Here is a 14,546-nt window from a genome sequence, read left to right on the forward strand (position 1 = left end):
CTCGGTCTTTCTCAGGCAGTGTCGAGGGGGGCTGGTCCGGTCGTCATTCCTTTGTAACGCGTTCCAGCAGGTTCATGAAAGAGCGGTTCAGCAGCGCGGTGTCGGCGGCGCGCAGCGGCCGGTGGCTCATGAGCAGGGCCTGGCCGTACAGCGACTCGACGGCGGTGCCCGCGAGATCGGGGTCGGCGATCGCGCCGATGCGGCGCACGGTCGGGTTGCGGTGGTTGAGGACCAGCTGGGCGCGGGGCGCGTGCTGCTTGATGGAGGCGAGGATGCCGCCCCAGAGGTCGTCGGCCTGGGCTTCGGCCTCGGCGCGCTGGCGCTCGCGGCGGGCCTCGCGGTCGTCGAGGAGGAGCGCGGGCACGGACACGGGGTCGAACTCGCGGACGACGACGTCGACGTCGACCGCGTCGAGGCGGGAGCGGGCGGCGGCGAGGAACGCCTGGAGGCCCAGCTCGGTGCGGGCGTCGACCGGGCCGAGGCTCGCGGAGATCACGCCGGGCTGGAGCTGCTCGACCTTGACCTGCGGGTCGAGGCGGGGCAGGGCCTGGACGAGCTCGGCGTCGTAGGTGTAGCCGCCGTTGACGACGCCGATGCCCTGGGCGGCGGCGATCTGGGCGACCTGCCGGTACTCGTCGACCGTGCCGGCCAGGTAGACCGGCTGGTGGGCGCGGGCGAACTCGAGGAGGCCGGTGCGCCCGGAGGTGGTCTCGAACCGCAGCCACGGGAGCATCGCGGCGAGGAGCGCCTCGTCGTGGCGGGCGAGGGCCTTGACGCCGAGCTCGTGGACGGCGAGGAACGCCTCCAGGCGGGCCGGGTCCTCGGCGGCGAGGCGGGAGATCCACTCGCGGATCTGCGCGCCGATCGCGTCGCGGGCGACGGCGAGGGCCTCGTCGTCGTAGAGGGACTCGCGGGAGGCGGTGGGCCGCAGCGAGTCGGTGTCCACGACGCAGCGGACGAAGAACGCCCATTCGGGGACCAGGTTGTCGGCGGTGTCGGTGAGCAGCATCCGCTTCAGGTGCACGCGGTGCGCGGGGCGCGCCGACGGCGAGGTGGCGTGCGGGAGGACGAACGCGACCCCCTTGAGGCCCGAGAGCGGCACGTCGAGGTCGATCACGTCGAGCGGCGGGAAGCCGAGCACGTCCTCGCAGTAGCGGTTCAGGGCGACGCGGCGCGCGGTCGGGTTGGCGTGCTGCCGCTCCCAGAGCGGCGGGGTGTCGGTGACGCGGACCGGGCCGTCGCCGCCGTCGATCGTGATGTCGACGGGCAGCAGGGAGCCGTACTCGCGGGCGAGCTGGACGACGCGCTCGGGTTCGAGCCAGTCCTCGCCGGGGCGGGCGACGAGCTCGACGGTGGTGCCCGGCTCGGGGTGCTCGGCGGCGGGGGCCTCGGTGACGGTGTACGAGCCGTCGTCCCTTGCGGCCCAGCGGACCGCGGGCGCGGCGGCGTCCTTCGCCGACCGCGAGGTCACGGTGATGACCGACGCCACGGTGAAGCAGGCGAGCAGGCCGATCCCGAACTGCCCCAGGAAGTCCCGGCGGGCGCCCTCGATCTCTTCATCCCTTTTGGATGATCCGCCGATCGTGGCGAGCAGCTTGTGGACCTCCGCGAGCGTCAGGCCCACACCGGGATCGGTGATCCGCAGCCGCCGGCCGTTCGTCTCGATGCGCACCGCGGCGGCGTCGGCGTCGAAGCCCGGGTCGGCCAGGCGGCGCGCGGTGATCGCGTCCACGGCGTTCTGCAGCAGCTCGCGCACGTACACCTTCGGCGAGGAGTACAGGTGGTGCGACAGGAGGTCCACCAGGCCGCGCAGATCCACTTGGAACGTATGGGAAGTCGGCGTTGTCTCAGACACGGCGCGTCCTGCTCTGATCGGAGGTCGTTCAGCGTCAGTCAGACTAGCAAACCGCCGCTCCCGGGGAGCGCCTGAAAACCCCGCTCCGAGCGGACCCGGGGACGCGACCGCATCCGGTAGGGTGACCGCTACCGAACTCCCCCTGACCGCGAGGATTCCGCCCGATGAGCTTCCCGCCCCCGCCGCCCGACCGCGCGCACCTCCAGTACCAGCCGCCGGCCGCCGGACCGGCGCAGTCGGGTCCCGCGGGCGCGTACGGACCGGTGCCGCAGCGGCCGGACCAGATCCTCCCCGGGCAGGCCCCGCCCCTGTCGATGGCGAAGCCCGGCAGCATCACCGGGATCCAGGCGATCCTGTGGATCCTCACGGCCCTCGCCGGACTGGGCGACATCGCCTCGGCGATCGGACTCGTCCAGTACTTCAGCGTGTTCGGCCTCATCGGCCTCGCCTGGGCCCTCTACTCCACGGTCCAGGCCCTCGCCAGCGGCGTCCACATCACCCGCGGCAAGCGCTGGGCGTGGATCTGGTCGCTCGTCTCCGCGATCCTCGGCCTCGTCGTCAGCGCCGCCGCGATCGTCTTCGGCATCGTCTACATCGAGACCGGCTGGGTCGCGCTCCTCGTCGGCGTCGTCCTCGGCGGCCTCTACGGGACCCTGCTCGGGCTCCTGTGCGCCAAGTCGGCCCGCCAGTGGATCCTCATGCACCGCATCCAGCGAGGCGAGGTGCGGCTCCCCGGCGGGTTCGCGCAGGCCGGCCCCGGACGGCCCGGCCCGGCGGACGGCCCGCAGCGGCCCGAGACGCGGCCCGGCTCGGTCGCGCTCGCCGCGGGCGCGATCCTCCTGCTCGCGGCCCTCGCCGCCTGGGGCGTCGTCAACCAGTTGCGCATGATCGGCGACTTCGGCGCGGCCGAGACCGCGACGCTCCTCGGCCGGCCCATCGGCGGGATGCTGCCGCCGTGGGTCCACCTCGTCGCGAACACGATCGCCTTCATCGGCGCGCTCATCACCGCGCCGCTGATCCTCAAGGGGCGCTTCGGCGGACGCGTCTTCGGGAACATCTGGGGCTCGATCACCCTGCTGGGCTACGGCGTGATCCTGCTCGGCACCGTGCTCGACCACGCCGACGGCTACTACGACTTCGGCGCCCTGCCGGGCCAGGTCGACCCGGTGATCCCCGCGTTCGGCTGGGGCATCGGACGGGCCGTCCTCGCGGCCCTCGTGCTGGTGCTTCTGCTCGCGCCCGGCGTGCGGGCCTGGACGCCGCCGCGGCCCGCCTCGGCGCTCATCGTGGTCGTGCCGCAGGCCCAGTACGGGGCGCAGCCGCAGTACGGCCCGCCGCAGCAGGGCCAGTACCGGCAGCCGTACCCGCCGCAGAGCGGGCCGCAGCCGCCCTTCGGCGGCTGAGCGCCGCGCAGCGGCTCCGCCGCGACGGCGGGCTACTCGACGTCGTACCAGCCGCAGACGCTCGTGCCGAGCGACTCGGCCGTCTGGTCGACCTGGACGACGATCGCGATCTCCGAGCCGTCGGCGAGGCGGACCCTGACGTCGACGTCGTCGAACGCGAGCGGCTGGACCTCGGCGCTGGCCGGGTCCCAGGACTCCCACTCGGGCACGTACTCGCCGGCGGGACGCTCGCGCAGGTCCTCGCAGAGCATCGCGTAGGCGGCGTCCCAGTCCTCGTCGGCGAGCTCGCCGACGAACTCGGCGGCGGTGTCCTGGACTTCGTCGCTGATCGAGTTCGCGAACGTCACGAACGCCACGACGACCGCGATGATCACGGCAGCGGACAGCAGCACGCCGCCGCCGATGCCGAAGCCGAGCTTGAGCGCGAGCTTGGCGCCGTTGCGCTCGGTCGGCGGGGCCGCGAACGGGACCGGGACCCCGGTCGGGGGCGGCGGCGCGGAGGGCGCGGCCGCGGGCGGCTCGACGGCCAGGGTGGTCGGCGGGAGCGCGAGCGTGTCGGCGGTGCCGGGGTCGGACGCCGCGGGGGCCTCGGCCGGTTCGGGCACCGACGGCTCGGGCTCGAACGGGATCGGGGCGGCGCCGGACTCGGGCGCGAGCTGCGCGGGGGCCGCCGGCTCGGCCACGGCCTCCACGGACGTGTGCGACTCGACCTCGATCGGCTCGGGCGCGTGCTGCGCCGGGGCCTCCGGCTCGGGGGCCGGCGCGAGGTCCGGGATCGGTTCGAGCGGCGGGTCGAGGTGCTCGACCAGCTCGGGACCCGGGTCGGTGCGCTCCGGCGGGTCGCCGAGCTCGGGTGCGGGCCGCGAACCGGTGTGCTCCAGCGGCGGGGTCTGGTCGGCGATCGGCTCGCCGGCCGCGGCGTCCGGGGCGGCGTCGGCGTCCCGGTCGGGCCGCGCGGGGTCGCGGTCGGTCATCGGGCGGCCTCTCTGCGGGCCGCCTCGGGGTCGGCCTCGCGGTCGGAGCCGGTGCGGTGCGGCGACTCGCCGGGACCGCACTCGGCGAGCACCTCGAAGCCGGAGGCCTCGGGGAGCGCCCGCGACAGCAGCGGGGTCGCCATCTTGACCTGGAAGTTCGACAGCGACCGGCGGTAGGAGCCGACGTCGTTCCACTCGGTCCACAGCATCCAGACCGCGTCCTGCGCGTCGAAGTCGTCGACGGCGCGGCCCAGCCCCCCGCGGACGAAGCCGCCGCAGGAGGCGAGCGCGGCCAGGGCGTCCTCGGCGTCGCGCGAGAAGGTCTCCGTCTCGCCTTCGGTTACGGCGAAACGATATACAACCAGCACGCTGCCCAGCCTACTTGGAGCAGTCGGCGCACAGGCCGTGGAGTTCGAGCGTGTGTCCGACGTCGGTGAAGCCGTGCTCGGCCGCGACCTTGTTGGCCCAGCGCTCCACGGTCGGCCCGGCGACCTCGGCGGTCTTGCCGCAGGAGCGGCACACCAGGTGGTGGTGGTGCTCCTCGGCGGCGCAGAGCCGGTAGAGGTGGTCCCCGCCGGGCAGGCGCATGACGTCGACGATGTCGGCCTCGGCGAACGCCTGGAGCGTGCGGTAGACGGTGGTCAGGCCGATCTTGGACCCGGCGTCGCGGAGGATCGCGTGGAGGTCCTGGGCGCTGCGGAACGCGTCGTCGTGCTCGAGCAGGTCGAGGATCGCGGTCCGCTGCTTGGTGGACCTGGCCATGTTCTCGGCCGGGGGCTTGGTGGCCACTAGTGCTCCTCCCGGGCGTGGTTGACGGCGTCGGTGACGATGTGCGCGATGTGGTCGTCGATGAGCGAGTACGAGATCTCGCGGCCCGACCTGGTGCCGCGGACGATGCCCGCGCCGCGCAGGACCCGCAGGTGCTGGGAGACCAGCGGCTGCGTGACCCCGAGCGTCTCGACGATCTGGTGCACGTACTTGGGGCCCGCGGCCAGCTCCATCACGATCGCGATGCGCAGCGGCGCGGCGAGCGCGCGCAGCAGCTCGCCGGCCGACTCGTAGTCGGCGGGCGCTTCGGTCGGATCAACTTCGGTGCGCACCCCGCAAAAATATCGCGTCGCGCGCCCCGGCGAGGTCCCAGGTGGCCGCGCCGTCATGCTTTCGCGGGCAGCTCGACCTCGAGCGGCTCCCCTTCGGGCGGCAGGTGGCCCCGGCGGGTGCGGCGGACGCGCCTGGTCAGGGCCGCGACGACGGCGGTGGCGACGAACGCGGCGACGCCGATGAGCACGATCGTGGCGCCGGGCGGGACGTCCTGGGCGGCCGAGGTGAGGACCCCGGCGCCGGAGATGAGGAACCCGGCGCCCATGGACGCGAACATCGTGGCCTTGAACGAGCGCGTGAACTGCTGGACGGTGACGACCGGGATCACCAGGAGGGCGCTGACGAGGAGGATGCCGACGGCGCGCATCGACACCGAGACGGTGACGGCGGTGGTGACCAGCAGGAGCAGGTTGAGGGCGGCGACGGGCAGGCCGGAGGCGCGCGCGTACTGCTCGTCGGCGCAGATCGCGGTGAGCCAGGGGCGCAGGACCAGCATGAGGGTCGCGACGGCGGCGCCGCCGATCACGATCGTCCACACCTCGGACCAGCCGGCGGTGAGGAGCGACCCGAACAGGTACTGCTGGAGGTTCGCGACGCCCTTGTCGGAGGCGATGCCGGTGAGGTAGACGCCGCCGGCGAGGCCGCCGTAGAAGAGCATGGCGAGGGCGACGTCGCCGGAGGTCTTGGACTTGCTGCGGAGCAGCTCCATGACGACGGCGGCGGCGACGGTGACCGCGAGGGTCGTCCACACGGGTTCGGCGCCGGTGAGGAAGCCGATCGCGACGCCGGTGAGGGCGACGTGGCCGAGGCCGTCCCCGATGAGCGCGAGGCGCTTCTGGACGAGGAACACGCCGACGGTGGGCGCGCAGAGTCCGACGACGAGCGCGCTGAGGAGGGCGCGCTGCATGAACTCGTACTGGAAGTACTCGAGGATCACTTGCCGCCCCAGAGGTCGTCGGAGTCGCCGTGGCCGTTGGCGTGCGGGTGCGCGTGCTCGTGGGCGGGGTCGGCGTGCTCGCCGACGGGGCGCGGGGGCGCGCCGTCGTGGACGACCTTCCCGTCGGCGAGGACGACGGCGCGGTCGAGGCGGTCGGTGAGCGGGCCGAGCTCGTGGGTGACGAGGAGGACCGCGCATCCGGCGTCGACGCGGTCGGCGATCACGGCGGCGAGCGCGGCCTGCGTCTCGGCGTCGACGCCCACGGTGGGCTCGTCCATGATGAGCAGTTCGGGGTCGGTGGCGAGGGCGCGGGCGATGAGGACGCGCTGCTGCTGGCCGCCGGAGAGGGTGTCGACCGAGCAGCGGGCGTGGTCGGCGAGGCCGACCTCGGCGAGGCTGCGGGCGACGGCGTCGCGGTCGGCGCGGCGCTGCGGCATGCCGAGGGCGCGGTGGGCGAGGCGGCCCTGGGAGACGACCTCGGCGGCGGTGGAGGGGACGCCGGAGGCGGCGCCGGTGCGCTGGGGGACGTAGCCGACGCGCCTCCAGTCGCGGAAGCGCCTCTGCGGGGTGCCGAACAGCTCGATCTCGCCGCCGGCGAGGGGGACGAGTCCGGCGACGGCCTTGATGAGTGTGGACTTCCCGGAGCCGTTGGCGCCCATGAGGGCGACGGCTTCTCCGGGGGCGACGGCGAGGTCGGCGCCGCGCACGACGGCGCGACCGCCGTAGGAGACGGTCGCGCCGCGGACGTTGAGGACGGGCATTCGGCTAATGCTGCCTTACGCCGCGCCGAGGGCGGTCTGCAACGCGGCCAGGTTCTCGCGCATCACAGTGAAGTAGTCGTCGCCGTCGTCGGACTGCTCGTCGGTGAGGCCTTCGAGCGGGTTGAGGACGGCGGTCTGGGCGCCGGTCTCGGCGGCGAGGGTCTCGGCGATGTCGGGCGACACGAGGGTCTCGAAGAAGACCGTGGTGACGGCGTTGTCCTCGACGTAGTGGGCGACCTCGGCCATGCGCTGGGTGTCGGGCTCCTGGTCGGGGCTGAGGCCGGAGATGGCGACCTGGGTGAGGCCGTAGCGGTCGGCGAGGTAGCCGAAGGCGGCGTGGGAGGTGACGATCGCGTCGCTCGTGCGGCCGGCGAGGGCGTCGGTGAGCTCGGCGTCGAGCTGGGTGAGGTCGGCGGTGAACGCGTCGGCGGCGGTCGCGTAGGCGTCGGCGTTCGCGTCGTCGATCCCGGCGAGGCCGTCGGCGATGGCCTCGCCGATCTGGGCGTAGCGGACGGGGTCGAGCCAGATGTGGGGGTCGGTGCCGGAGAGCTCCTCGTCGTGGGCGTGCTCCTCGCCTTCCTCCTCCTCCGCCTCCTCCTCGTGGGCGTGGTCGTCCTCGAAGACCTGGGTGGCGTCGTAGCCGATGGTGTCGACGGCGGTGGTCACGTCGAGGGCCTTGTCGGAGGCGTACTCCTCGACGGCGGCGTCGAGCTCGGGGATGAAGCCCTTGAGGTAGACGACGTAGTCGGCCTCCTCGATGGCGGCGATGTCGGAGGGGGCGAGTTCGAGGTCGTGGGGCTCCTGGCCGGCGGGGGTGAGGTTGGTGACGGCGACGTCGTCGCCGCCGACCTGCTCGGTGGCGTAGGCGAGGGGGTAGAACGCGGCGACGACGCTCAGGCCGTCGGCGTCGGAGCCGCCTTCCCCGCCGCACGCGGCGAGGGTGCCGGCGGCGGCGAGGCCGGCGATGGGCAGGATGAGCAAGCTGGAACGGCGCATCTCTGAACCTTGCTCCGTCATGACAATCATTGTCAACATCTAATATGAGCCGGGCGCGGGTGGGGACGGGCGCGAACTGCGGGAACGCCTCACTTCGGCGGCCGCGGGCGCGGGAATCCATGACCCGGATCACGCGTTCGGGTGAGGCCGCTACTGGTACTCGTTGTCGGGGGCCTCGATCGGGGTGACCGACTCGACCTCGATGTACGGCACGAGCTCGCCGTTGATCTCGTCGCGGCCCTGGCGCGGGGTGTACGTGCCGACGACCTCGATCCACTGGTCCGGCGCCAGGTCCTCGGGCACGTCGCCCTCGAAGCCGATCTTGACGGGCCGGGCGTCGGCGGCGCAGCAGGAGACGACCATGCGCGCGAGCTGCGGCTCGTCGCCGTCGTAGAGGACGAACCCGCGCAGCTGGATGCGGTGCCCCTCCAGGGTCTCGCCCTCGTCGAAGATCGCCCGCGCGGCGTAGTCGAGGAGGGTGAGCGGCACCGGGTCGACGTCGTCGGGCAGCGCCGGGTAGTTCGACCGGGACTCCTCGGCGCCGACGACGGTCCCGGTCCGCTCGGCCTCGTAGGAGCCGAGCGCGCCGGGGGCCACGAGCAGCATCCCGACGACGGGTGCGAGCAGGAGCCACGCCACCTTCGGTTCGCCGTGGCCGTGGCCGTGCCCGTCGTCCGCGTCGGCGCGGTCCTGCCACGCCTGGACGCCGGTGATCGCGGCGACCGCCACGAGCAGGACGCCGGCCGGGACGATGAGCCAGAACGCGTACGGCTTCACGTAGTCGAGGTAGGCGCCGGTCCAGGCCAGGCGCAGCATCCCGCCGCCGACGAGGAGCAGGATCACCGCCTGCGCATCGCGTCTCACAGCCAGACCGCTCCCATCAGGACGGCGGCGGCGACCGCCGCGATGAACGCCGCCGGCGCGAACCGGGCCGCGAAGCGGCGGCCGAAGGTCCCGGCCTGCATGGCCGCGAGCTTCACGTCGATGAACGGGCCGACGACCATGAACGCGAGCTTCGCCGTGGGCGAGAACTGGGTCAGCGAGGCGGCCACGAACGCGTCGGACTCCGAGCAGATCGACACGAGCACGGCGAGGACCGCCAGCGCGAGGACGCCGAGGACGGGGTCGTCGGCGATGGGCGCGAGCCAGGTCTCGGGGACGAGCGTGTTCAGGCCGGCGGCGATGGCGGCGCCGATGACGAGGTAGCCGCCGGCGTGGAGGAAGTCGTGGCGGATCGCGGCCCAGAACGCGGCCCACTTGCCGTCGTCGTGGTGGCGGTGCTGCGGGAGGCGCAGCCACTCGGTCTTCCCGAGCTTGGCCCAGAGCCAGCCGATGGTGACGGCGGCGAGGAGGGAGGCGGCGCCGCGGGCGCCGACCATCTCCGGGGCGCCGGGGAAGGCCACGAAGGTGGAAACGACGACGATGGGGTTGATCGCCGGGGAGGCGAGCATGAACGTGAAGGCGGCGGCGGGGGCGACGCCGCGGCGCACGAGGGCTCCGGCGACGGGCACGGAGGCGCATTCGCAGGCGGGCAGGACGGCCCCGGCGACGCCCGCGACGGGGACGGCGAGCGCGGTGCGCTTGGGGACGGCCCGGTGGAAGAAGTCGGCGGGCACGAAGGCGGCGATGGCGGCGGAGAGGGCGACGCCGAGGACGAGGAACGGGAACGCCTGCACGCAGACGGCGACGAACCGGGCGGACCAGGCCTGGGCGGCGGGGGCGGCGAAGAGGTCGGTGAGGCCGGGGCGGGCGGTGAGGCCGAAGACCAGGAGGAGGGCGAGGGCCTCGATCGAGGTGAGCCCGCGGCGGCGGCGGGGCCGGGGCGGGGCGTCGGGGGCGGCGGTGTCGGCGAGGTCGGCGCTCACGGCCCCATTGTGCGGCATGGGGGCGGTCGGGCGCGTCACCGGCCCGCTCACCTCCGGGGTCGAGGAGTGTTCGCACTTACTACGCTTGGCCCGTGCGCGTCCCCACACTCGGTACCGACCCCAGCCGCATCCCCGCTGCGTGCAGAGCCCTCCTGGCCCACCGGCGGTTCCAGGTCGTGTCCATGTCGGTGATCGTGCTGAACGGCGCGGTGCTGGGGGCGATGACGTTCAAGCCGGCGGTGCGGGTCGCCGGGGACTTCCTGCACTGGGTGGACTACGTGTGCCTGGTGTTCTTCACGCTGGAGGTCGTGGCGGGCCTCCTGTCGTTCGGGCGGCGGCCGTGGCGGTACTTCAAGGACGGCTGGAACGTCTTCGACTTCGTGATCGTGGTGGCGTCGTTCCTGCCGGGCCTGCGCGAGAACGTGACGATCCTGCGGCTGCTGCGGCTGGCGCGGATCGTGCGGATCTTCCGGTCGCTGCCGTCGCTGCGGCTGATCCTGGTGGCGGCCGGGAAGGCGCTGCCGAAGTCGGCCGGGGTGATGGCGCTGACCGGGCTGGTCATGTACCTGTGGGCGATGATCGGGTGGATCGCGTTCAACCGCACCGATCCCGAGCACTTCGGGTCGGTCGGGAAGGCGCTGCTGAACCTGTTCCAGCTGGTCGCGTTCGACGACATGGGGAACGTGATCCGCGACAGCATGGCGCACGACATGTGGACGCTGCCGTACTACGTGGTGTTCATCCTGTTCGGCGCGTTCATCCTGGTGAACCTCATGATCGGCGTGGTGCTGGCCTCGATGGAGGAGGCGCAGAAGATCGACGACGAGGACGGCGAGATCCACGCGGACACCGCGCTGCTGCTCGACCGGATCGAGAAGCTCCAGGTCGCGGTCGACAAGATGGCGGCGGACCAGGAGCGCGGGCGCGACTACTCGCCGTTCCGGTAGCCGCGGGCGCGGCCGGGTTCGGCTCCGCCGCGGTGGCCGCGGTCCGCTAAGCCGACACGGGGTTCGGCTCGGCCCCTCCGAAGCGGCGGTCGCGGCGGGCGTAGATCTCGCAGGCGCGCCACAGGTGGCGGCGGTCGAAGTCGGGCCAGAGGACGTCGAGGTAGACCATCTCGGCGTACGCGGACTGCCAGGGCAGGAAGTTCGAGGTGCGCTGCTCGCCGGAGGGGCGCAGGAACAGGTCGACGTCGGGCAGGTCCGGGTTGTAGAGGTACCGGGCGAACGTCTTCTCGGTGATCCGGTCGGGGTTGAGCCTCCCCGCCGCGACGTCGCGGGCGAGGGCCGCGGCGGCGTCGGCGATCTCGGCGCGGCCGCCGTAGTTCACGCAGAACTGGAGCGTGATCTTGTCGTTGCGCTTCGACAGCTCCTCGGCGACGCGGAGTTCGTCGATGACGCTCTTCCACAGCCGGGGGCGGCGCCCGGCCCAGCGGATGCGCACGCCCATGGCGTGGAGCTCGTCGCGGCGGCGGTGGATGACGTCGCGGTTGAAGCCCATGAGCCACCGGACCTCGTCGGGGCTGCGCCGCCAGTTCTCGGTCGAGAACGCGTACGCGGAGAGGGTGCCGATGCCCATCTCGATGGCGCCCTCGATGGTGTCGAAGAGGGAGGCCTCGCCCATGGTGTGGCCCTCGGTGCGCTTGAGCCCGCGCTCCTTGGCCCAGCGGCCGTTGCCGTCCATCACCAGGGCGACGTGCCGCGGCACGAGGTCGCGCGGGAGCTCGGGCGGCACCGCGCCCGAGGGGTGCGGCTTCGGCGGCTCGTAGGTGCGGCTCACTGGACCTCCAAGGCGATTCCACTGCGATTCCACTGCGGCCGCCCCGCGGCGGCGGCTCCGATCGTAGTCCCGCCGGGTTCGAGCCGTGGCGCGGCGGCGGCGGCTCTGTTACGTTCGGCGCGTGGAACCTCTCAACGTGGAGCACCGCGGCCGCACGCTTCGCGGCGTCCTCCACCTCCCCCATCCGCATCGCGAACCCGTGCCGGCCGTGGTGCTGTGCCACGGGTTCGGCGAGAACCGGATGGGTTCGCGCGACGAGTTCGTGCGCCTCGCCCGCGACCTGACCGGGAAGGGCGTCGCGGCGTACCGGTTCGACTTCGCCGGGTTCGGTGAGTCCGACGGCGACCCGGTGGAGTTCTCCATCTCCGACCAGGCGTCCCAGCTCGACGCGGTCCTCGACCAGCTGGAGCGGAACCGGGCGCTCGTGCCGGAGCGGATCTCGGTGCTGGGCTTCAGCATGGGCGCCCTGACGGCGGTCCTCGTCGCGGGCGGGCGGGCCCTGCCGGGCCTGGCGCTGTGGGCGCCCTCGGGCGGGCCGCTCAACCTGCCGTACTGGAACCGCGGGCCGTACCGGGACCAGATCCGCGACTGGGGGTACGCGGACTACCGGGGCGTGCGGTTCGGGAGCGCGTTCCTCGACGACCTGCCGGGCCTCGACCAGTTCGCGGCCGCGCGGCGGCACGCCGGTCCCGCGCTCATCGCGGGCGGCACCGAGGACGGCCTGATGCGGGCGGAGTTCCTGGAGCCGTACCGGGAGGCGTGGGGCGACCGGCTGGAGCTGCACACGGTGGCGGGCATGGGCCACAGCCCGGGGACGCTCGCGGAGCGGCAGGAGCTGCTGGACGTGACGGCGGCGTTCCTGCTGCGGAGCGTGTGACGGCGCAGCGCGGGACGGCGGTCCGGGAGGCCTAGTGCGGCACGTACTTGAGCGTGCGAAGCGGTCGCTCGGAGTGCCATTGGAAGTGCGCGGCGATGAGGCCGGCGGCCTCGCCGCGCTGGCGCTGGTCGGCGGCGACGGCGCTGGCCCAGTCGCCGGATTCGAGGGCGCGCATGAGCTCCAGCGACGCGGTGGCGGGCACGGAGGCGCCGCCGGGGCGGCAGTCGCCGCAGACGGCGCCGCCGGCGGCGACGGCGAACGCCCGGTGGGTGCCGTCGGCGCCGCACACGGCGCACTGCTCCAGCGAGGGCGCCCAGCCGGCGGACTTCATGCCGCGCAGCAGGTACGAGTCCATGACGAGGACGGGCGGCAGCTCGGTCTCGGCGAGGGCCCGGAAGGCGCCGAGGGTGAGCTGGAAGACGTCGAGGTCGGGCTGGTGGTCCTCGGGGACGAGCCGCTCGGCGGCCTCGGCGATGACGCACGCGGCCGTGTACGCGGCCCAGTCGCCGCTGATGGCGCCGCCGGAGAGGTGCAGGCCGACGGCCTGGGTGACGGTGTGGAGCTCGGCGCGGCCCTCGATGAGCTGGAGGTCGACGTGGCTGAAGGGGGCGAGGCGGGCCCCGAACTTCGAGGAGGTGCGGCGCAGCCCCTTCGCCATGGCGCGGTAGCGGCCGCGGGTGCGGCCGAGGACCGAGACGATCGCGTCGGCCTCGCCCAGTTTGAAGGTGCGCAGGACCACCGCGTCGTCGCGGAACAGCTTCCGAGTGCTCACCCCCACGCCGCAAGCGTAGCCGGGGCCGCCGACACCGCGAATCGGGTTGAGCCGCCCGCGGTCCGCCGCTAGGCTCCGGCTCGTGGAGATCCTCTCGGTCAACGTCGGCCGCCCTCGCCCGAACCCGTGGAAGGGCCTCGCGGCCACCTACATCGACAAGCGGCCCGTGGCGGGCCCGGTCGCGGTGGCCCCACCGGGCCCCAAGGGCGACGGCTCGGTCGGCCTGGCCGGGGACCGGGTCGGCGACGTCCAGCACCACGGCGGCCCCGACCAGGCCGTGTACGCCTTCGCGAGCGAGGACTACGCGCACTTCGGGGCGCTCGTGGGCCGGGAGTTCGCGCCGGGCGCGTTCGGGGAGAACCTGACCGTGCGCGGGTACGACGTGAACGCGGCCCTCATCGGCGAGCGCTGGGCCGGGCCCGGCGGGCTGGTGCTCCAGGTGACCGGCGCGCGCATCCCGTGCGGCACGTTCCGCGGCTGGATCGACGAGCGCGGCTGGTTGAAGACGTTCACGCGCGAGGCCCGGCCGGGCCCGTACCTGCGGGTGGTCGAGCCGGGCCACGTCGAGGCCGGGGCGGCGCTCGAGGTCGTGCACCGGCCCGACCACGGGGTCACGGCCGCGATGTTCTTCCGGGCGGGCATGGGCGAGCGCGACCTCGTGGAGGAGGTCGCGTCGATCCCGGACCTGGCGCCCGGGGACGCCGAGTGGCTGCGCGGGCGGTAGGGCCTAGGCGGCGGCCGGTTCCAGTGCGGGCCGGCGGAAGTAGGCGTTGGCGCTGGGGCTGAACATGACGATCGTCGCGAGGAGCACCGCCGCGATGTGCAGCATGCGCGCCACGAAGATCCCCATCATGAGGTCGCCGTCGCCGCCGAACGCCTCGATGAGCGGCGTGCCGTCCATGAGGAGCCGGGCGGGCTCGACGACCAGTGAGGCGAGGCCGACGACGGACAGGAGCCCGGCGAGGGCCCAGCGGGCCCAGCGGCGGCCGGACGCGAAGGTCAGGATGAGGGCCATGACGGCGAGGTAGATCCCGCCGCGGACGGCCAGCGCCGTCCACGTGCCGGAGTCGATCCCGCCGTCGCGGTGCATCTCGCTGACGACGAACAGGGCTTCGATGACGCCCGCGACGACCGCGGTGGTCCACAGCAGGGCGGCGTTCGTGACTGACTGGGGTTTCTCCATGGTGTCGACACTAGGGCCCTGGCCCCCCGGATTCGATCCGGCG

General features: G+C 73.4%; 17 protein-coding genes. 4 read left to right on the top strand and 13 right to left on the bottom strand.

What is annotated here, in order from left to right; all coding sequences use genetic code 11:
• Nucleotides 1-43: 43 nt before the first annotated feature.
• A complete protein-coding gene (locus tag ABD419_RS11090; protein WP_344485936.1) occupies nucleotides 44-1,855 on the bottom strand; it encodes an HSP90 family protein in 1,812 nt (603 codons plus the stop codon).
• 164 nt (nucleotides 1,856-2,019) lie between these two features.
• On the opposite strand from ABD419_RS11090, the gene ABD419_RS11095 reads away from it, so the two are divergent.
• A complete protein-coding gene (locus tag ABD419_RS11095; RefSeq protein WP_344485939.1) occupies nucleotides 2,020-3,258 on the top strand; it encodes a hypothetical protein in 1,239 nt (412 codons plus the stop codon).
• Between the two features lie 32 nt (nucleotides 3,259-3,290).
• Here the strand turns inward: ABD419_RS11095 and ABD419_RS11100 are convergent, their stop codons facing one another.
• From ABD419_RS11100 to ABD419_RS11140, 9 genes are all read right to left on the bottom strand, one after another.
• On the bottom strand, nucleotides 3,291-4,232 hold the full coding sequence (locus tag ABD419_RS11100) for a hypothetical protein (RefSeq protein ID WP_344485942.1): 942 nt from the start codon (nucleotides 4,230-4,232) through the stop codon (nucleotides 3,291-3,293).
• A complete protein-coding gene (locus tag ABD419_RS11105) occupies nucleotides 4,229-4,600 on the bottom strand; it encodes an antibiotic biosynthesis monooxygenase (RefSeq protein ID WP_344485945.1) in 372 nt (123 codons plus the stop codon). Before ABD419_RS11105 ends, ABD419_RS11100 begins: the two co-directional genes overlap by 4 nt.
• A 10-nt stretch (nucleotides 4,601-4,610) precedes the next feature.
• A complete protein-coding gene (locus ABD419_RS11110) occupies nucleotides 4,611-4,994 on the bottom strand; it encodes a transcriptional repressor (RefSeq protein WP_112133554.1) in 384 nt (127 codons plus the stop codon).
• A 26-nt stretch (nucleotides 4,995-5,020) separates the two neighbouring features.
• On the bottom strand, nucleotides 5,021-5,332 hold the full coding sequence (locus ABD419_RS11115; RefSeq protein ID WP_344485948.1) for an ArsR/SmtB family transcription factor: 312 nt from the start codon (nucleotides 5,330-5,332) through the stop codon (nucleotides 5,021-5,023).
• A gap of 53 nt (nucleotides 5,333-5,385) precedes the next feature.
• Complete coding sequence (locus tag ABD419_RS11120; RefSeq protein WP_425556014.1) at nucleotides 5,386-6,240, bottom strand: metal ABC transporter permease; 855 nt, start codon at nucleotides 6,238-6,240, stop codon at nucleotides 5,386-5,388.
• A 26-nt stretch (nucleotides 6,241-6,266) separates the two neighbouring features.
• Nucleotides 6,267-7,031: a metal ABC transporter ATP-binding protein gene (locus ABD419_RS11125; RefSeq protein WP_344485954.1), complete on the bottom strand. Its 765-nt coding sequence runs from the start codon at nucleotides 7,029-7,031 to the stop codon at nucleotides 6,267-6,269.
• 15 nt (nucleotides 7,032-7,046) lie between these two features.
• Nucleotides 7,047-8,027 carry a metal ABC transporter solute-binding protein, Zn/Mn family gene (locus tag ABD419_RS11130; protein WP_344485957.1) on the bottom strand — a complete coding sequence of 327 codons (981 nt, stop codon included), beginning with the start codon at nucleotides 8,025-8,027 and terminating at the stop codon, nucleotides 7,047-7,049.
• Nucleotides 8,028-8,177: 150 nt separating this feature from the next.
• Complete coding sequence (locus ABD419_RS11135) at nucleotides 8,178-8,891, bottom strand: TIGR03943 family putative permease subunit (RefSeq protein WP_344485960.1); 714 nt, start codon at nucleotides 8,889-8,891, stop codon at nucleotides 8,178-8,180.
• The gene (locus ABD419_RS11140; RefSeq protein WP_425556015.1) at nucleotides 8,888-9,910 is read right to left on the bottom strand and encodes a permease; all 1,023 of its coding nucleotides are present in this window, start codon (nucleotides 9,908-9,910) and stop codon (nucleotides 8,888-8,890) included. The genes ABD419_RS11135 and ABD419_RS11140 overlap by 4 nt, the downstream gene beginning before the upstream one ends.
• A gap of 74 nt (nucleotides 9,911-9,984) precedes the next feature.
• Here ABD419_RS11140 and ABD419_RS11145 point away from each other — a divergent pair, with 74 nt between their 5' ends.
• Nucleotides 9,985-10,839 (top strand): ion transporter, encoded by an 855-nt coding sequence (locus ABD419_RS11145; protein WP_344485964.1) that lies wholly within the window; start codon nucleotides 9,985-9,987, stop codon nucleotides 10,837-10,839.
• A gap of 46 nt (nucleotides 10,840-10,885) precedes the next feature.
• Here the strand turns inward: ABD419_RS11145 and ABD419_RS11150 are convergent, their stop codons facing one another.
• On the bottom strand, nucleotides 10,886-11,671 hold the full coding sequence (locus ABD419_RS11150; protein WP_344485966.1) for an isoprenyl transferase: 786 nt from the start codon (nucleotides 11,669-11,671) through the stop codon (nucleotides 10,886-10,888).
• Nucleotides 11,672-11,792: 121 nt separating this feature from the next.
• Between ABD419_RS11150 and ABD419_RS11155 the strand changes: the two genes are divergently transcribed.
• Nucleotides 11,793-12,548, top strand: coding sequence for an alpha/beta hydrolase (locus ABD419_RS11155; protein WP_344485968.1), 756 nt, complete (start codon nucleotides 11,793-11,795; stop codon nucleotides 12,546-12,548).
• A 31-nt stretch (nucleotides 12,549-12,579) separates the two neighbouring features.
• Here ABD419_RS11155 and recO read toward each other — a convergent pair whose 3' ends face one another.
• On the bottom strand, nucleotides 12,580-13,326 hold the full coding sequence (gene recO / locus ABD419_RS11160; protein WP_344485970.1) for a DNA repair protein RecO: 747 nt from the start codon (nucleotides 13,324-13,326) through the stop codon (nucleotides 12,580-12,582).
• Between the two features lie 76 nt (nucleotides 13,327-13,402).
• Between recO and ABD419_RS11165 the strand changes: the two genes are divergently transcribed.
• A complete protein-coding gene (locus ABD419_RS11165; protein ID WP_344485973.1) occupies nucleotides 13,403-14,044 on the top strand; it encodes an MOSC domain-containing protein in 642 nt (213 codons plus the stop codon).
• A gap of 3 nt (nucleotides 14,045-14,047) precedes the next feature.
• Here the strand turns inward: ABD419_RS11165 and ABD419_RS11170 are convergent, their stop codons facing one another.
• Entirely contained in the window at nucleotides 14,048-14,503 is a 456-nt protein-coding gene (locus ABD419_RS11170) for a hypothetical protein (RefSeq protein ID WP_344485976.1), read from the bottom strand.
• Nucleotides 14,504-14,546 lie beyond the last annotated feature (43 nt).

This window comes from Glycomyces endophyticus (assembly GCF_039531525.1).
GTDB classification, from domain to species: Bacteria; Actinomycetota; Actinomycetes; order Mycobacteriales; family Micromonosporaceae; genus Glycomyces; species Glycomyces endophyticus.